This window comes from Novosphingobium sp. 63-713 (assembly GCF_001898925.1).
Classification (GTDB): Bacteria; Pseudomonadota; Alphaproteobacteria; order Sphingomonadales; family Sphingomonadaceae; genus Novosphingobium.
This window is the reverse complement of sequence record NZ_MKVS01000019.1, coordinates 273195-290512: the sequence shown is the minus strand read 5'-3', so window position 1 is coordinate 290512 and position 17318 is coordinate 273195. Positions and strand designations below refer to the sequence as shown.

The window sequence follows — 17318 nt, the reverse complement described above, 5'->3', positions numbered from 1 at the left end:
GTCTCCGATTGTCCATTATCGGCGCATGAAATCGGGCGAGGCAAGGAAGAGCATGTTCCATTCCTGCGGGCTTGCGGCCTGATCCAGCACGGCGCGGGTCTGGCCGGTGGTGGCGCGGTCCACCCCGCCTGACCACAGGGCATTGCGCAGATCGGGCGCGCTCGGCTGATAGGCCACCGCCGGATCGCGCGGGCGCAGCAGGCCCGCCGAACCATTGCCGATGGCCTTGGCGATTTCAAAGCGCACCTCCATCTGCCCCGGCCCGGTCCATGCCGAGGCGCCCAGCGGATAGCCATCGGGGGTCTGATGATCGTAAAGCCCCTCGCCCATGCGTTTGAGCCAGTTGATCATCGGATCGACATTGACCACCACATTGCCGTCGGCCGCCGATCCATAGGCATAGCGCACCGCCGAAACGACATAATGCACCGGGTCCTTGAACGCATGGCCCAGCGAAGCGGCATAGGCGGGCGTTGCAGTCATCGCGTCCAGCACGGTGGCAAGATCCCCGCCGGATTGGCGCCAGGCGGCGGTCATCCGGTCGACCACGGCGGCAGGCGCGCGGTGGCCGGATTGCCCGCGATCAGGTCCAGCGCCTGCTCGACCTCGGCATAGCCCGAGCCATGGATCGTGTGACCCATGAATTGTTTGGTGCCGAAATCATGGCGCGCGGGATTGAATTCGAACAGACCGTCGCGCAGATAAAGACCCTGCCACTCCGGCTTCAGCCGCGGCGCGTCCGGGTTCAACCGCACCCCCACCCCGGTCAGGATGCGCGCCAGTTCCTGCACATCCTTCTGGCTATAGCCGGAACCCACGCCCATCGTGTGCAGTTCCATGATCTCGCGGGCATAATTCTCGTTGATATGGCCCGCCGCGTTCTGGTCATTGTCCAGATAGCGCAGCATGGCCGGATGGCGCAAAGTTGCCTCAAGCAAATCGCGGAAGCGGCCCAGCGAACGGGCGCGGATGACATCCTCATAATCGCCCACCATGGCGCGGATGTCCCGCTTTTGCGCATGGACGTTGAACTGGTTGAACCAGAACCATGTCATCTGTTCGCGCATCTGGTCGGGCGAATAAAGGTCGCGCAGCAGGGATCGGGTTTGCGCCTCGCGCTCAAGCGCGTTCATCGACTGCTGCCATTGCTTTTTGGCGGCCTCGCGCTGGGTGGGATCGGGGGTCTGATTGGCGGCGCGGTTTTGCGCGTCCATGTCGGCCACGAGTTGCGCCATGGGCTCGCGGCTGATCCGCATCTCGTCGATCCGCGCCTGCACGGCGGGGGGCAGCGCGGCATCGGACGATGATGCGCCAACCGGCCATTCGGCAAGGCCCCATGTGGCCCGGTTCACCCCGGCCAGCCCGCCGTCCTTCTCCCCCGCCTGTGCGGGGACCGCGCCGATCAGCAGCGGCACCAATATATGCAAACCCAGCAAGCGGCTCATCGCGGCAGCCCTCGGTTAACCTATCCCACCCCCTTTTGCCGCAAGTTTTATGACCTGTCGATGAACCTGACCTCTAGCGCATCATTCCCATCAGGGTGGGAGCATCGACCGTAAATTTCAGTCCGAAAACGAAAGCATTGCCGATGTCGCGGGGGCGGAACGGGGCGCCGGTCTGGTCCGGGTGAACAATATATTGAATATTGGGCGAAATCCGTATGGCCGGATTTACCTGCGCGCCATAGGCCAGCTCCATCATATATTGGTGGCGATGGATGTTGCCGTCGCCACCCCCGGCCATCCGCGCCGCGCGCATCCGCTCGACCGCCAAGGTGCTGAATTGCTGATCGTTGATCAAAAAGCCCAGCGTGTCGGAGTCGCGCCCCTTGAAGGTGCCGGTCTGCAACAGGCCCAACTCAAGGTAATGGCTTTCCTCGACCCGCCCCGACAGATTGGTCATGGCCACGCCGAACAGGGTCAGCCCCCGTTTTGTCGCCGGATCGGGCCTTGTCAGCATTTGGTCAAAGCGGAAATAGAGGCCCGAGCGGCCATGCAAAGTCGCCGCATTTTGCCCTGTCAGGATCGCGATCCCGCCACTGGCGTCGCGCAAAGGGTCGGCATAATCGCCCCGGTCAAACCACCCGCCCAGGATGTAATGCCCCGGCAGGCGCGTCCTGCCCGCATCGTCGGCATAGCCCGCCTCCCACGGCACGATCACGCCGGTGGCGTTGCGCGTGGAAAAGCTGAAGCCATTGTCATCGGCCTGTTTGCGGTCGGGGTTCACCTCATAGGCCCCGACATGCAGGAACCATTGCGGGGTAAAATTCGCGCGGGCATGGATCATCCAGCTTGAGGCGGGGAAATAGGTGAAATTGCTGTTTTTGAAAACGAAAGTCGGGTTGCCGCAGGCCGAATTGGTCTGAAAATTACAGTAGAGCGGCGAGTTGAGGAAGTGGATATTGGCCTGACTGCGCCCCGCCTCGATATTCAACCGGCCATTAAGCAGCTTCTGCTCCCATGTCAGGATCGCCAGATGGGTGTTCTGCGTGCCCCACACTTCCTGAACCGAGGTGTTGTTGCCGATGGCGATGCCCGACAGGCTCTTGCCATGGCGGTTGGTGACGGCGAAATGCAAGGTGCCGCCGCCAATCCCGGCGATGCGGTCCATATCGACATCCGCGCCCATATAGACCTGGCCGGTATACGCGCTCGCCCGGCGCAGCCCGCCGCTGACATTGCCCGCCGCCTCGCCGGTATAGTTGAGCGAGAGGGTGATCCCCTCATCGGCCAGCGGTTGAAAGGGCTTGACCGGCGCTTCCTGCGCCATGGCATTGGACAAGGAGAGGGCGATGACGCCTGCGGTGCAGGCGCCCTTGAGCATTTTGCGATACATGGGATGATCCTTGCGCGCCCGATCCGTGGGCGCAGGTCAGAGTGTAACCGTCAGGCCGCTTCGGGCGCCCGCTTGAGCAAGCCCACCAGCAAAGCCGTCACCACCGTCCCGGCGACAATCGCCAGCGCATAGGCGGCCAGATGGGTCACGGCCCCCGGAATGGGCAGCACGAAAATGCCGCCATGGGGAACCTTGAGCTCCACCCCAAAGGCCATCGAAATGGCCCCGGTCACGGCCGAACCCGCCATCAGCGAGGGGATGATGCGAAACGGATCGCGCGCGGCAAAGGGGATCGCGCCCTCGGTGATGAAGGCAAGACCCAACACACCCGCCGCGCCGCCCGCCTCGCGCTCCTCGGCGCTGAAACGGTTGCGGAACAGGAATGTGGCCAGCGCGATGCCCAGCGGCGGCACCATGCCCGCCGCCATGGTCGCGGCCATCGGCGTATAGACCTGGCTGGACACCAGACCGACCGAGAAGGCATAGCCCGCCTTGTTGACCGGCCCGCCCATGTCAAAGGCCGACATCGCGCCCAGAATGACGCCCAGCAGGATCGCGCTCGACCCTTGCATCGAGCGCAGCCATTCGGTCAGAAAAGCCAGCGCGGCGGCCACCGGCGCGCCCACGGCATAGATCATCACCAGCCCCGTCAGCAGCGAGCCGAGCAAAGGCAGGATCAAAACCGGCTTCAACCCCGACAGGTTTTTGGGCAGGCGGATCAGGCGATTAAGCCCATCCACCCCATAGCCCGCAATAAACCCCGCCACGATCCCGCCCAGAAAGCCCGCGCCCAGACTCGACGCGATCATGCCGCCGATCATGCCCGGCGCAATGCCGGGGCGGTCGGCCACGGAATAGGCGATATAGCCCGCCAGCGCAGGCACCATCAGAGCAAAGCCCGCCTTGGCACCGATTTCGAACAGGGCATGGGCCAGCGTCCCGGCGGCCGCATCATCATTGGCGTGAATGCCGCCCAGCGCGAAGGCCAGCGCGATCAGCAGGCCCCCCGCCACCACAAAGGGCAGCATGAAGGACACGCCGGTCATCAGATGCTTGTAAGGCCCCGCCCGCTCCTTGACGGCGGCAGGCGCGGTGCTGGACGGCTCGCCGCCCTGCACCTGCGCCTCGGCCAAGGCGCGTTCGATCAGGCCCGCGCCGCCGGTGATCGCGGGCTTGGTGTTGCTGATAAACACCCGCTTGCCCGCAAAGCGCGAACGGTCCACCTCGCGGTCGGCGGCGATCAGCACCACGTCGGCCTCGGCAATTTCCTGTGCGGTCAAGGGATTGCCAGCGCCGACCGAACCCTGCGTCTCGATGCGGATCGGATAGCCGAGTTGCCTTGCCCCCTCGGCCAGACCTTCGGCGGCCATAAAGGTATGAGCGATCCCGGTGGGGCAGGAGGTGATGGCAACGATCTTCGGCCTGCTTGCCGCCGCGCCGCCATCCGGCTCGCGGATCGCGCCCTGCGGGTCGGAGAGCACATTGTCGAGGCTGAGCCGCCAATCCGCCCGCGCGGCCAGAGGGTCATTCTCGCCGCCTACAAAGAGCAGCGCCAGATCCTCCCCCAAAGCCTCAAAACTCTGGGCGTCAGTCGGACGACGCACCGATACCTCGATGGGGCGGCCCTGAGTGCGCGCGGCCTTGCGCAGGGCCTCGGCTGCCAGCAGGGCCTGCACGTCACGGCCCCCGGCGTCGATCACGGCAAAGAGTTTTCTCATTGAATCCTCGTCCCTTTATAATTCATCAGGCCATGGTCATGGCGGAGAGCGAAACCTCCTGCGCCAAGGCCCGCACCGCGCCCAGTTCCGGCAGATTGGGGCCGACCATGCCCAGCTTGCCCACGGCAAAAGCGGTTGCGAGCCGCGCCAGAGGCTTCAGAGGCAGGCCATCAGCCAGCGCAGCAGCAAGCCCGGCCACCATCGCGTCGCCCGCCCCCACCGTGCTAGCCACGCCGGCCAGCGAGAGCCGGGCGCAAACCGCCCCCTGCGCCGAAACGAACAGAGCGCCCTCCTCGCCCATCGAAATCACCACCAGTTCGACGCCCCGGCGGCACAGATCCTCGGCCGCCGCCAACAGTTCGGCGCGGCCCATCGCCGCCTGCCCGGTCCATGCGGACAATTCGCTGCGATTGGGCTTGATGACATGGGGCAGGACAGCGGCGTCGAGCGCATGTTTGAGCGGCCCCCCGCTGGTGTCGAGCAGGACGCGGCATCCGCGCTCGCGCATGGGCGCGATCATCGCGGCATAAACATCATGCGGACAACCGGGCGGCAGGCTGCCCGAAAGCGCCACCAGATCGCCCGAGCGCACCGCCACGTTCAATTGGCTCACCACCTTGGCGACCAGCGCCTCGTCCACCGCCATGCCGTCGAGGTTGATGTCCGTGGTCCCCGCGTCATCGACCAGCTTGAGATTGACGCGGGTGGAACCGGCCACGCGGATGAAGCGATCCTCGATCCCCTTTTCTGCGAACAGCGCTTCAAAGGGGGCGGCATTGTCGCTGCCCAACAGCCCGTGAACCACCACATCGGCGCCCCAGTCGGCCAGGCAACTGGCGACATTGACGCCCTTGCCCCCGGCATTCCGGCGGACGGCGCGGGCGCGGTGGACCTCGCCGGGGATCAGCCGATCGAGCGTGATCGTATGGTCGATGGCCGGGTTAAAGGTGACGGTATGGATACGCATCACGCGGCCTCCCCATCGAGCGCGCGCACTTGGGCGGCGCCTTCCATCTCCAGCGCGCGGCGGGCAAGAGCCTCCAAAGCGGGTTTGTTGCTGGCGCGGATGCGGGCCTTGACGGCGGGAATATCGCGCGGGGTCATCGAGAGTTCGGACACACCCAACCCCACCAAAAGCGCCGCGCCGAACGGATCGCCCGCAATGCCTCCGCATACGCCCACCCAGCGGCCATGCGCCTTGGCCCCTTCCACCGTCATCGCAATCAGGCGCAGAACGGCGGGATGCAGACTGTCGGCCTCGCTGGCCAGATCGGGGTTCTGCCGGTCGATGGCCAGCGCATATTGGGTCAAGTCATTGGTGCCGATGGAAAAGAAATCGGCATGGGCGGCCAGAGCCTTGGCCTGAACGGCGGCGGCGGGCACCTCGATCATGATGCCGATGGGGACGACTGGCGCGTCCAGTTCGATGCGGATCGCTTCGCATGCCTCGCGCAGGCGGATCAGTTCCCATGCCGAGGTGATCATCGGGAACATGATCGAAAGATCGCCCCCCGCCCGCGCCGCGCGATACAGCGCGCGCAATTGCGGTTCGAGCAGATCGGGCCGCCGCAGCAACAGCCGCGCCCCGCGTACGCCAAGGAAGGGGTTTTCTTCTTTGGGCAGATCGAGATGCGGCACCTGCTTGTCACCGCCAATGTCGAGCGCCCGCACGATCAGCGGGCGCGGCCCAAGAGCCTCGATCATCGCGCGATAGATCGCCTCCTGCTCATCCTCGCTGGGGCTTTCGCCGCGTTCGAGAAAAAGGAATTCGGTGCGCATCAGGCCCACGCCCTCGCCGCCCTGCACCAGCGCGAATTCAACCTGATCGGGCCGGTTCACATTGGCCGCAACCGCGATCTCATGGCCATCGGTGGTAATGGCGGGGCGGCTGCGCTCGGCGGCCTCGGCGGCGCGCTTTTGGGCGATTTCCGCGATCCACTGGCGGGCTGATGCCAGATCCTGCGGCGTGGGGTCGAGCCAGACCCGCCCGCTGTCGCCATCGACGATCACGCAGGCCCCCGGCTCCAGCCCAAGCAGCTGCGCCCCGCCCGCCACAATCGAGGGCAGGCCCAGCGTGCGCGCCAGAATGGCGCTGTGCGAGGTCGGCCCGCCAAGGGCGGTGGCAACGCCCGCCACGCGGGAGGTGTCGAGTGTGGCGGTATCGGAGGGCGAGAGGTCCGAAGCGATCAGCACGCAAGGCTCGTCGGGCAGATCGGAGAGCGATCCGGCCGCCAGCGAAGGGTCCATCGCGGCCAAAACGCGGCGCCCCACATCATGCAGATCCGCCGCCCGCGCCGCCAGCACCGGATTTCCCAGCGCCGACAATTGCCCCGCAATGCGCCCCACGGCCTGATCCCACGACCATGCCACGCCGTGCCCTTCGACCATCAATTGACATGTCAGCGTGATAAGGTCGGTATCGTCGAGCAGATCGGCCTGCGCCTTGAAAATCGCCGCCTCGCCCGCGCCAAGGCGGCGCGTGGTATCGTCGATCAGCACTTTCATCTGCGCCCGCGTCCGGGTCAGCGCGTCCTCAAGCGCAGCTCCACCAGCCACCAGATCGACCGGTTCATCGGGCACGACCAGTTCGGCGGGGGCAAGGATATGCACCCGGCCGATGGCAAGGCCGGGGCTGGCCGCGACGCCCGCAATGGCCTTGGCCTCGCCCGAGGGTTTCCAGCCGCGCACCGGAGCGCTGGCCTTGGCGGCGGCGCGGACGGCGTCTTCCTTTTCGCGCGCGGTCAGGCGGCGGATGGCCTTGACGAATGTGTCCAGCGCCTCGGCGTGATCGGCAGAAATGGCGATCGTATCGCCTGCCTTAAGCCCAAGTTGGAGCAGGGAGACGAGGCTGCGCGGATCGGCGGTTTCAGCGCCATGGCGAACCCGCAGACGCGCAGAAAGGCCGCGCGCCGCTTCCACCCATGCCGAGGCAGGGCGGGCGTGCAGGCCCGAGGGGTAATCGACAGTCCAGCGCTCAACCTCGGCATAATCCTCGGCGGGGACGGTTTCGGCGGCGGGTGCGCCATCCTCATGCAGGGCGCGGGCGATGGCCTCGGCGTCATCCGTGGCGATCAGATGGGCAATGCGCGCCTCATCCTGAATAAGACGGGTCAGGCGGCGCAGGATGGCGATATGGCTGTCCGAATTGGCGGCGATGCCCACGACCAGATGGGCGATCTGGCCCGGATTCCACTCGACGCCCTGGCGCAGTTGCAGGATGGCGATGCCGTCGTGCCGAACCAGCCCCTTGTCCTCGCCGAGGCCGTGGGGGATGGCGACGCCCGCGCCAAGGAAAGTGTTGGCCACCGCTTCGCGGCGCACCATGCTTTCCTCATAACCGGGCGCAACGCAGCCTGCGGCCACCAGCAACTGGCCCACCTGACGAATCGCGTCCTCCTTGTCGGCGGCCTTTGCGGCGATACGCACGAGTTCGAACGAACCAGACACTGCTGAGCCGGAAAGGGCGGCACGGGGCATGGTGGCGGAAGGAGCGGGCATGTTCAGAATCTCTCCATGTTCTGTCATTAACGCTAGAAAACGTTTTCTCACCGCTTTTGTCAAGAGCCCTTGCATTTTGTGCGTGATTGCATGCATGGTGCAATGCAGGAGAGGCCATCAGGCCGTTTGATAAGTGAGAACGTTTTCTGATGTCCGTTGAGATCAAACCCGTCGGAATTAAGGATGTCGCCAAAGTCGCCAATGTCTCGCCCGCCACCGTCTCGCGGGTGCTCAGCGGGCGACCGGTCGATCCGGCGATGCAGGAGCGAGTCCAGGCCGCCGTCATCTCGACCGGCTATCGCCCCAATCTGGCCGCGCGGCGCTTGCGCTCGCAGCACACCAACACCATCGGCCTTATCCTTGCCGACATCCGCAACCCCTTCTTCACCGCCGTTTCGCGCACCATCGAAAGCCTCGCGGCGGCGCGAGGCCTGCGCGTCATCCTGTGCAACACCGACGAGGATCCGGCCAAGGAGGCGATGTATCTCGAACTGATGCAGCAGGAGCGCGTGACCGGCATCATCCTTGCCCCATCGCGCCAGAGGGTGACGCGCGCGGGAGAACTGGCGATGGATTGCCCGGTGGTGCTGATCGACCGCGCTATCCCCGGCGCGCGCGAGGATTGCGTGCTGCTCGACAATGAGGCGATGGCTGGCCTGCTGCTCGAACATCTCCACGATCAGGGCCACCGCCGCATCGCGGGCCTGTTCGGCGCCAGCAGCAGCACCGGGATTGAGCGCCGCAACGGTTTTGAACGGGCCGCCGCGCGCCTTGGCATCACGGTCGATACGTTGGCCATTCCCCATGCCCCGGGCGAGGCAGAAAAGGCGGCCATCGCACTGCTTTCCCGGCCCGACCGCCCCGATGCGCTGATGGCCAGCAATGGCGTCATGCTGATCTCGGTGCTGCGCGCGCTGCGCTCGCTCTCGCTGGAGGTGCCGCGCGACATTGCGCTGGCCGGCTTCGACAACAGCGACTGGATGGAACTGATCGGCAATGGTTTAACCGTGATCGAACAGCCGGTGGAGGAAATCGGGCGGACGGCCATGACCATGCTGCTCGACCGACTGGAGCATCCCGATGCCGCGATGCGCAAAACCGTTCTTTCCGGCAAACTGATCGCGCGCGGGTCCAGCGCGCTCAACCAAGCAACAGGAAGCTGACATGCCCACCAAGCCCCCCATCGCCAAGCCCCCTATCGGACGCGACACACAGCTTTGCATGTCGCTCTCGGGCCGCCCCGGCAATGCCGGATCGCGGCTGCATAACCGGCTCTATGAGTTGCTGGGTCTGGATTATGTCTATAAATCCTTTTCCACCCGCGATCTGCCTGCGGCCATCGGCGGCATTCGCGCGCTGAACATTCGCGGCTGCGCGATCTCTATGCCGTTCAAGGAGGATGTCATTCCCCTGCTCGACACGATCGAGGCGTCTGCAGCGGCCATCGACAGCGTCAACACGATCGTTAATGACGATGGCGTTCTGAGCGGGCATAACACCGATTACACCGCCGTGCGCGATCTGGTGGCGGCGCGAGGCCTCGACCGGGCGATGCCCTTCCTGCTGCGCGGCAGTGGGGGCATGGCCAAGGCGGTGGTCGCCGCGCTGCGTGACAGCGGTTTTGCCCATGGCACGATCATCGCCCGCAATGCGCAGGCGGGGCAGGCTCTGGCCGCGCAATATGGCTATGAATGGCGAGCCGATTTGCCCGAGGTAGGCGCGGCGATGCTGGTCAATGTCACGCCGCTGGGCATGGAGGGCGCGGATGCTGAAGCACTCGCCTATCCGCTGGACTTTATCGCGGATTGCCAGGTCGCCTTTGACGTTGTGGCCCAGCCCGCCCGCACACCCTTTATCCGCGCCGCCGAGGCCGCAGGCAAAACAGTCATTTCCGGAGCGGAGGTAATCGTGCTTCAGGCGGTCGAGCAATTCGTGCTCTATACCGGCATCCGGCCCGATGCGGCGGCCATCGCCGATGCCGCCAGTTTTGCCCATGGGCCGCAGGTGGGCGCATTGATGAGCGCGATGGCGCAAGGAAAGGCACAATAATGGCAGGCGATCATGTTCAACCCATCACGCTTTCACGCTTTCTGATCGAGCAGCAGCGCCTGCCCGAACACCCCTGCCCTGCCGAATTGCGCCTGTTGATCGAAACGGTGGCGCGGGCCTGCAAGGCGGTGGGCCACGCCATTTCCCGAGGCGCGCTGGGCGATGTGCTGGGCGCGCTGGGCAGCGAGAATGTGCAGGGCGAGGTGCAGAAGAAGTTGGACGTGATCGCCAATGACCTGCTGCTCGATGCCAATGAATGGGGTGGGCATCTGGCCGCGATGGCGTCGGAGGAGATGGAGACGATCCACCGCATCCCCAACCGCTATCCCAAGGGCGAATATCTGCTGCTGTTCGATCCGATTGACGGGTCGAGCAATATTGATGTCGATCTTTCGGTGGGCACAATCTTTTCCGTCCTGCGCGCGCCCGAAGGCTGCGCCGGGCGCGATGTGACCGAGGAGGATTTCCTGCAGCCGGGCCGCGATCAGGTGGCCGCGGGCTATGCGCTTTATGGCCCGCAAACGCTGCTGGTGCTGACCATCGGCACGGGGGTCTATGAATTCATGCTCGACCGCGAGGTGGGTTCATGGCGGATGACCGACGGGCCGATGCGGATCCCGGCGGGCAACAGGGAATTTGCCATCAATATGGCCCGCCGCCGCCAATGGTCGCCCGCCGTCGCCCAGTATGTCGAAGAACGCATCCTTGGCGCCGAAGGGCCGTGCGGAGTGGATTACAACATGCGCTGGACCGCTTCGATGGTGGCCGATGTGCATCGCATATTGAAGCGCGGCGGGGTGTTCCTCTATCCGTCCGACCACCGCGCCACCGGTAAGGCCCGCCTGCGCCTGCTTTATGAAGCCAATCCGATGAGCTTCCTGATCGAGCAGGCCGGGGGCAGCGCCAGCGATGGCGCGGGGCGGATCATGGATGTGGCCCCCACCGGCCTGCATCAACGCATCGGCGTGATGCTGGGCGATCCGGATGAGGTGAAGGCCATCACGGGCTGAGCTTCAGCCCACCGCCTCCCGGAGCTCTATGGTCGCGGCATCGGCCAGCTTTTCCACCAGCCGGTTGAACAGCGTCACGCCGCGATCATGGGCGGTGGGCATCACATCCTGCGCCGGGGTGGTGTCGATCACTTTTTGCTGGGCTTCGATCATCGCCTTGTCCTCGGCAAAGGCCATGCCTGCGATGCCCATCATGTGATCGCGCATCGCCTCGTCGCCGAATTTGCGATGCGGGCCCCATGAGAAGAAATAGCGCGAGGTCTTGTCGGTCAGCGGGGTCACCGCCTGACTGGTGAAATTGAGGCCCGCAATGGCCTCCACCATCGGCGGCGGGGCATAGTTCAAACGCTTTGCCGTACCCGCCGGATAATTTGCGCTCCACATCAGCAGCACGCCGGGCAGCAGGAAATCATAGCTGGACCAGCCGTCGATCAATTGCTCGGACTTGCGATTGCCGCTGCCATGGGTGTTTTCCAGCCAGCGTTCGACCCGCACGCCGCGCTCCAACGGGGTGACTTTGGGCTGCGAAGCGGCAAACTCCGGGCCTGCGCCAAAGCTGGCGGCGTGAACATAGGTCAAATGGCTGAAATCAAGCAGGTTGTCGTTGATGAGCCGCGCCTCGGCCTGATAATCGAGGAAACCGCATCCCAGAATATAGTCGGGATCGTCAAAGCCCACCGCAGGCGGGATCAGCGCCGGGTCCGCTGCTTCCACATCGCCCATCCATACCCAGATCCAGCTATGGCGCACCACCACCGGGTAGGCGCGCACACGGGCGCGGGCCGGGACCAGATCCTGGCCGGGAATTTGCGCCACCTTGCCCCCGGCATCGAACAGCAGGCCGTGATACATGCAGCGCAGATGCTCGCCCTCGCACCGGCCCAGCGAGAGCGGGGCAAAGCGATGGACGCATTTGTCCTCCAGCGCATGGACCGCGCCCGAGGCTGAGCGCCAGATAACGAGGCGATCCCCAAGGATGGTCAGGGCAAAGGGCTTTTCAGGGGCAAGATCCTGCTCCCATCCGGCGACATACCAGGCATTGCGAACATAGGTCATGGCGGCCTCTTGGCTATTCTCTCCGAGCGGCAACTTGACTTAACACTGTTAAGTGGTCAACAAAAACCTATGGCACGCCCCGCTCCCGCCCTTCTCGACCGCGACCGATTGATCGCTGCCGCCTTTGCGCAGCTTGAAGAGGACGGGCTTGAGGGCCTGAGCATGCGCCGCCTTGCCACGCGGGTGGGGGTGCAGGCCCCGGCGCTCTACTGGCATTTCAGTGACAAGGCCGAACTGCTGGGCCTGATGGCGCGCGAGATTTACGCCGCCGCCTATGCCTCCGTACCGCAGGCCGACGACTGGCAGTCATGGCTGGGCCAGTTCGGCCGCGCCCTGCGGCGCAGTTTCGCCGCTCATCGCGATGGCGCGCGGCTCTGCGCGGCGGCCAGCCCGGCGCTGTCCGGCGAACCCGCCAGCCATGCCGAGGGCATTGCCGCGCCCCTTGTCGCGCTGGGTCTGGACCAAAGGCGCGCCCTTACCTGTCAGGCCGTGGTGATTTCCTTCACGCTGGGTTGGGAATCCTTTGAAGCCAACGGCCCGATGCGAGAATTCCTGCGCCAGATGATGGATTTCGACGCCACCTTTGAAACCGGTCTCGATGCTCTGGTGCGCGGTCTGGCCTAGCCCGCCTTGCGCGCCGCGATCCGAAAGCGGGCCAGCATGTCGCGAAAGGTCAACCCGGCGTCGATCTGGGTATAGACACGCATCGGCCTTGCCCCTGCCCTTTCGGCATAGGCGCCATTGTCCAGCAGGCGCGGCGTGGGCATCATGACATAGCGGCAGGAGGTCGTATCCGGCTGCATCGGCGGAACCAGCGCGGTCAGTGTGACCAGCGGACTGTCGCCCAGAACATAGGCATCCGAGGCGGGGACCGGAGGCACGCCGGGAATTTTCGCAAACATTTCCGGGATGGCGTCCACTCTGGCCTTCAAATAGGCACCCAGCCGCCCGCTCGCGCCCAGTTCTTCCAGTTCGGCATTGGAAAACAGCATCTGGCTATAGGCATCGGAGGGCACCTGCCAGATCTCGATGTCGGATTCGTTGAAGATGATTTGCGCGGCCACGGGATCGATCGAGAAATTGAACTCCGGCTCGTCGGGTTTAGCGCCGGGATTGCCAAAGCCCTTGTGCATGTTGCCGCCGATCCAGATCAGCCTGATCCGCCGCCCGATCCTCGGCTCGCTCAGCCACGCCAGCGCCAGTTCAGTCAGCCCGGCCCCGGCGGCATAGAGCAGCGGCTCCTTGGCATCCTCGCGCATGGCCTCGCGCACGATGGCCTCGCTGGCCTTGCTCGGCTTCCATGAGGCGCGCGATGCAATGGGCATTTCGGACCCGGCGATGGGAGAATGCACCTTGTCCAGCCCCATGATCGCCAGCACCTCGCGCGCACGATCCGCAGCATCGCGCGCATCATGGCCGTTGGAAAAATGCCCGGGCAAATGCGATCCGATGATGAGCGGGATGGAGACTGCGCGACACAGCACATGATGCGCCAGTTGAAACAGCCCGTCGGGATCGCCGGCAAAATCATTGTCCAGAATTACCCGCGCCAGCATCGGCTGCCCGGCCTGCAACGCGCGCGCACCCGCCAGACCTGCCAGCCCGGCGATGGCCGATGCGGCAAACAATCTGCGATCCATGGCCAAAGACACGATCCCTTCTCCCTGTTTTCTGTCTCGCCCATCCCTGTGGGTACAAGTCGTTTTCGCCAAACGGTGCATCATGTAAAATAGGGATTTTTGAAGTATCCATAGGTCAGGCCTATGACTTGCGGCAGCCTTGGGCAAAGCTCCCTATCTTTGGCTTTGTGTCTTGAGGATTTCGCTTTTATTCTGGTCTTTCGCATCGCCCATGCGGCCGCCAGGCGCGCCGCAACAACCGGGAGAGCCTGAGGATGACCCATGTTCTGAGAGCCGCCAGCGAGAGCGATCTGTCGGCGATCTATGAAATGGCCAAAAGCACGGGCGGCGGCTTTACCAACCTGCCCGCCGACCGGCCCAAATTACAGAACAAGCTGGAAATTGCTGCGGCCTCCTTTGCCCGCATGTCCGACGCTCTGGCCGATGACCGCTATATGTTCGTGCTGGAAAACACGCAAACCGGCAAGGTGCGCGGCACATGCCAGATCTTCTCCTGCATCGGCGCGGACCGGCCCCATTACAGCTATCGCATCGACGCCTTTACCCATTACAGCAGCGAATTCGGCCGCGCCATGCGCTGCGAAATGCTGACTATGGTGACCGATCACAATGGCAGCAGCGAGGTCGGCGGCCTTTTCCTGCATCCCACCGAAAGGTCGGCCGGGGCCGGATCGCTGCTAGCGCGCAGCCGCTATCTGTTCATGGCGCTGCACCGCGCGCGCTTTGCCGACCGCACTCTGGCCGAATTGCGCGGGGTAATCGACGATTTCGGCATATCGCCGTTCTGGGATGGGGTTACGGGCCGCTTCTTCGGCATGTCCTTCCGCGAGGCCGATGAGTTCAAGGCCCTGCACGGCGCACAATTCATTGCCGATCTGATGCCCAAACATCCGATCTATACCGCGATGATGCCCGAAAGCGCGATTGCCGTGATGGGCGTGGCGCATCCTTCGGGCCGCGCGGCGCAGCGGATGCTGGAAAAGGAAGGCTTTGCCTATCGCAACTATATCGACGTGTTCGACGGCGGCCCCACGATGATCTGCGCCACTGATGATATCGCCACGATCCGCTATGCAAGGCAGGACACATTGGTCGCGATTGCGCAGAATGATGGCGTGCAAAGTCTGGTCGCGCGCGGCAGGCTGGGCGGTTTCCGCGCCGCCTTTGGCCGGGTGGCGATGACCGAGGGCGGCATCATCCTCGATCCTGCGGCAGCCGAGGCCATTCGGGCCACGCCGGGCGAAAGGCTCACCCACATTCCCCATTGATGAGGCAGGAGGCAAGCGATGCTGGAGGTGAATTTCGACGGGCTGGTCGGCCCCAGCCACAATTACGCGGGGCTGTCGCTGGGCAATATCGCCTCGGCCACCCATGCGGGCGCCACCTCCAGCCCGCGCGAGGCTGCGCTTCAGGGCCTTGCCAAGATGCGGCGGATGATGGCGCTGGGCTTTGCGCAAGGGCTGCTGCTGCCCCATGACCGCCCCGATGCGAACTGGCTGCGGCAACTGGGCTTTGCGGGCGATGACATGGCGGTCTGCCGCGCCGCGTGGGAGGCCCAGCCTGCTCTCTTGCGCAATGCCTTTTCCGCCTCGGCCATGTGGACGGCCAATGCCGCCACCGTCTCACCCCGGCCCGATACCGCCGATGGGCGCACCCATATTTCGATCGCCAATCTCTCCTCCATGCCCCATCGCAGCATCGAGGCGGAGCAGACTGGCCGCCAGTTGCGCCTGCTTTTCGCAGGCCTGCCCGAGGTTGTTTTGCATGATCCCCTGCCCGCCTGTTTCGGCGACGAGGGCGCGGCCAATCACATGCGCCTGTGCCCCCGCCATGGTCAGGCGGGGCTGGAAATCTTCGTCCATGGCGCCGGGCCGGTCAACGGCTTTCCCGCGCGCCAGCATCGCATGGCATCGCAGGCTCTGGTCCGGCGGCATGCTCTTGCGCCCGGCCGCGCTATCCTCGCTCGGCAAAGCGATGCGGCCATCGCGGCGGGGGCGTTTCACAATGATGTGGTCGCCGTGGCCAATGAAACTGTCCTGCTGACCCACGAACATGCCTTTGCCGAGCGGGAAAGCCTTTATGCCCAGATCCGCAAAGCTCTCCCCGAGGCGGAGATCGTCGAGGTGCCCGCCGATCTGGTGTCGCTGGACGATGCGATCCGCTCTTATCTCTTCAACTCGCAACTGGTGACGCTGCATGGCGGCGGCATGATGCTGCTCCTGCCCGAGGAAGCGCGTGACGTACCGCCTGTGGCGCGCTGGCTGGAGCATCTCATGGAAGCGAATGGGCCGATTGGCCAGGTGGAATTCATGCCTCTGCGTGAATCCATGCGCAATGGCGGCGGCCCGGCTTGCCTGCGGCTGCGCATCGTGTTGACGCAGGAGGAACTGGCCGCGCTCGATCAACGCTTCCTGCTCGATCCGGCCAAGTGCGACGCGCTGGCCGCGCTGATCGCCCGCCATTGGCCCGAACGCATCGCGCCCGAGGATATCGGCAGCCCCGATCTCTGGCGGCAATGCCAAACCGCCCGCGCGGCGCTGCTCGACCTGCTCGGCTTTGCCCCGGAGGAGCTGCGATGATCGCGCCCCGCCCCGATCAGCCCTTTGTCCGCATGGCGCGGATGGAGGATCTGGACGCCCTGTTCGCGCTGGCGGGCCTGTCCGGCGGGGGCATGACCAATCTGCCGCAGGACCGTGAAGCGTTACAGGGGCGCCTGGAATGGAGCGAACGCTCCATCGCGGCCGACATCACCGCGCCGCAGGATGAATTCTACATGCTGGTGCTGGAGGATGGCGCCGGGGCCGTGATCGGCACGGCCAGCATCTTTTCCCGCGTCGGCGCGCAATGGCCGTTCTACAGCTACAAGGTCGCCCGCGTCACCCATGTCTCGCGCGGGCTGGACCGGATGTTTTCCACCCATGTGCTCCATCTCGTGAATGATTTTGACGGGGCGAGCGAGGTGGCGGGCCTGCTGCTGCATCCCGACGCCCGCGCGCATGGGCTGGGCGCGATGCTGGCGCGCAGCCGCTTCCTCTTCATCGCCCAGCACCGCGAGCGTTTCGGCGATCAGGTGGTGGCCGAATTGCGCGGCTGGATGGAGGGGCGCACCAGCCCGTTCTGGGATGCGGTGGCTGGGCCTTTCTTCGGCGGCGACATGCTGGAGGCGGATCTGTTTAACGCCATGCATGGCAATCAGTTCATCGCCGATCTGATGCCGCGCTATCCGATCTACACCTCGATGCTGCCCGCCGAGGCGCGCGCGGTGATCGGCCGCCCGCATGAAGGTTCCGCGCCCGCCTATCGCCTGCTGCTAGCCGAGGATTTCCTCGACGACGGCTATTGCGATATTTTCGATGCCGGCCCCACCGTTCATGCCCGCACCGACCATATACGCACCATCTGCGAATGCGAACTGATCGACCCGGACGTGCCGATACGCGCCACGAAAGACACCCACCGCCTGATCGCGGCGGGCCGGTTGCGCGATTTCCGCGTGTGGAAGGAGGACTGAG

The 17318-nt window shown here is 64.8% G+C and carries 13 protein-coding genes and 1 pseudogene; 7 read left to right on the top strand and 7 right to left on the bottom strand.

The features are described 5' to 3' along the window. Positions 1-15: 15 nt before the first annotated feature. From BGP00_RS09550 to ptsP, 5 genes and pseudogenes are all read right to left on the bottom strand, one after another. Positions 16-1445: pseudogene (locus BGP00_RS09550) on the bottom strand (DUF1800 domain-containing protein). 73 nt (positions 1446-1518) lie between these two features. Next, positions 1519-2835: a carbohydrate porin gene (locus tag BGP00_RS09545; RefSeq protein WP_292690662.1), complete on the bottom strand. Its 1317-nt coding sequence runs from the start codon at positions 2833-2835 to the stop codon at positions 1519-1521. A 50-nt stretch (positions 2836-2885) separates the two neighbouring features. After that, the gene (locus tag BGP00_RS09540; protein ID WP_292690660.1) at positions 2886-4553 is read right to left on the bottom strand and encodes a PTS fructose transporter subunit IIC; all 1668 of its coding nucleotides are present in this window, start codon (positions 4551-4553) and stop codon (positions 2886-2888) included. A gap of 25 nt (positions 4554-4578) precedes the next feature. Continuing rightward, the gene (pfkB, locus tag BGP00_RS09535) at positions 4579-5520 is read right to left on the bottom strand and encodes a 1-phosphofructokinase (RefSeq protein ID WP_292690658.1); all 942 of its coding nucleotides are present in this window, start codon (positions 5518-5520) and stop codon (positions 4579-4581) included. Beyond that, complete coding sequence (ptsP, locus tag BGP00_RS09530) at positions 5520-8030, bottom strand: phosphoenolpyruvate--protein phosphotransferase (RefSeq protein ID WP_292690813.1); 2511 nt, start codon at positions 8028-8030, stop codon at positions 5520-5522. The genes pfkB and ptsP overlap by 1 nt, the downstream gene beginning before the upstream one ends. A gap of 170 nt (positions 8031-8200) precedes the next feature. Between ptsP and BGP00_RS09525 the strand changes: the two genes are divergently transcribed. The 3 genes from BGP00_RS09525 to BGP00_RS09515 are packed head-to-tail and all read left to right on the top strand — an operon-like array spanning position 8201 to position 11110. Then, the gene (locus BGP00_RS09525; protein ID WP_292690656.1) at positions 8201-9214 is read left to right on the top strand and encodes a LacI family DNA-binding transcriptional regulator; all 1014 of its coding nucleotides are present in this window, start codon (positions 8201-8203) and stop codon (positions 9212-9214) included. A 1-nt stretch (position 9215) separates the two neighbouring features. After that, positions 9216-10100 (top strand): shikimate 5-dehydrogenase, encoded by an 885-nt coding sequence (locus BGP00_RS09520; protein WP_292690654.1) that lies wholly within the window; start codon positions 9216-9218, stop codon positions 10098-10100. Then, on the top strand, positions 10100-11110 hold the full coding sequence (locus tag BGP00_RS09515) for a class 1 fructose-bisphosphatase (RefSeq protein ID WP_292690652.1): 1011 nt from the start codon (positions 10100-10102) through the stop codon (positions 11108-11110). The genes BGP00_RS09520 and BGP00_RS09515 overlap by 1 nt, the downstream gene beginning before the upstream one ends. A 3-nt stretch (positions 11111-11113) precedes the next feature. Here BGP00_RS09515 and BGP00_RS09510 read toward each other — a convergent pair whose 3' ends face one another. Further along, a complete protein-coding gene (locus tag BGP00_RS09510; protein ID WP_292690650.1) occupies positions 11114-12166 on the bottom strand; it encodes an aromatic ring-hydroxylating dioxygenase subunit alpha in 1053 nt (350 codons plus the stop codon). A gap of 69 nt (positions 12167-12235) precedes the next feature. Here BGP00_RS09510 and BGP00_RS09505 point away from each other — a divergent pair, with 69 nt between their 5' ends. After that, positions 12236-12790, top strand: coding sequence for a TetR family transcriptional regulator (locus BGP00_RS09505; protein WP_292690648.1), 555 nt, complete (start codon positions 12236-12238; stop codon positions 12788-12790). Here the strand turns inward: BGP00_RS09505 and BGP00_RS09500 are convergent. Continuing rightward, positions 12787-13818: a nucleoside hydrolase gene (locus tag BGP00_RS09500; RefSeq protein WP_292690646.1), complete on the bottom strand. Its 1032-nt coding sequence runs from the start codon at positions 13816-13818 to the stop codon at positions 12787-12789. The two genes, BGP00_RS09505 and BGP00_RS09500, sit on opposite strands and share 4 nt — an antisense overlap. Positions 13819-14060: 242 nt before the next feature. Here BGP00_RS09500 and BGP00_RS09495 point away from each other — a divergent pair, with 242 nt between their 5' ends. From BGP00_RS09495 to BGP00_RS09485, 3 genes are read left to right on the top strand one after another with little or no spacing between them, the layout of a single operon-like run. Beyond that, on the top strand, positions 14061-15074 hold the full coding sequence (locus tag BGP00_RS09495; protein ID WP_292690644.1) for an arginine N-succinyltransferase: 1014 nt from the start codon (positions 14061-14063) through the stop codon (positions 15072-15074). An 18-nt stretch (positions 15075-15092) separates the two neighbouring features. Next, on the top strand, positions 15093-16385 hold the full coding sequence (locus BGP00_RS09490) for an N-succinylarginine dihydrolase (protein WP_292690642.1): 1293 nt from the start codon (positions 15093-15095) through the stop codon (positions 16383-16385). After that, entirely contained in the window at positions 16382-17317 is a 936-nt protein-coding gene (locus BGP00_RS09485) for an arginine N-succinyltransferase (protein ID WP_292690640.1), read from the top strand. The genes BGP00_RS09490 and BGP00_RS09485 overlap by 4 nt, the downstream gene beginning before the upstream one ends. Position 17318: the final 1 nt, after the last annotated feature.

Bases quoted from the DNA above. Each gene is read 5' to 3' on its own strand.
- BGP00_RS09525 (WP_292690656.1), top strand. From the start codon at position 8,201: ATGTCCGTTGAGATCAAACCCGTCGGAATTAAGGATGTCGCCAAAGTC.
- BGP00_RS09510 (WP_292690650.1), bottom strand. From the start codon at position 12,166: ATGACCTATGTTCGCAATGCCTGGTATGTCGCCGGATGGGAGCAGGAT.
- ptsP (WP_292690813.1), bottom strand. From the start codon at position 8,030: ATGCCCCGTGCCGCCCTTTCCGGCTCAGCAGTGTCTGGTTCGTTCGAA.
- pfkB (WP_292690658.1), bottom strand. From the start codon at position 5,520: ATGCGTATCCATACCGTCACCTTTAACCCGGCCATCGACCATACGATC.
- BGP00_RS09515 (WP_292690652.1), top strand. From the start codon at position 10,100: ATGGCAGGCGATCATGTTCAACCCATCACGCTTTCACGCTTTCTGATC.
- BGP00_RS09490 (WP_292690642.1), top strand. From the start codon at position 15,093: ATGCTGGAGGTGAATTTCGACGGGCTGGTCGGCCCCAGCCACAATTAC.
- BGP00_RS09495 (WP_292690644.1), top strand. From the start codon at position 14,061: ATGACCCATGTTCTGAGAGCCGCCAGCGAGAGCGATCTGTCGGCGATC.
- BGP00_RS09520 (WP_292690654.1), top strand. From the start codon at position 9,216: ATGCCCACCAAGCCCCCCATCGCCAAGCCCCCTATCGGACGCGACACA.
- BGP00_RS09485 (WP_292690640.1), top strand. From the start codon at position 16,382: ATGATCGCGCCCCGCCCCGATCAGCCCTTTGTCCGCATGGCGCGGATG.
- BGP00_RS09540 (WP_292690660.1), bottom strand. From the start codon at position 4,553: ATGAGAAAACTCTTTGCCGTGATCGACGCCGGGGGCCGTGACGTGCAG.
- BGP00_RS09545 (WP_292690662.1), bottom strand. From the start codon at position 2,835: ATGTATCGCAAAATGCTCAAGGGCGCCTGCACCGCAGGCGTCATCGCC.
- BGP00_RS09505 (WP_292690648.1), top strand. From the start codon at position 12,236: ATGGCACGCCCCGCTCCCGCCCTTCTCGACCGCGACCGATTGATCGCT.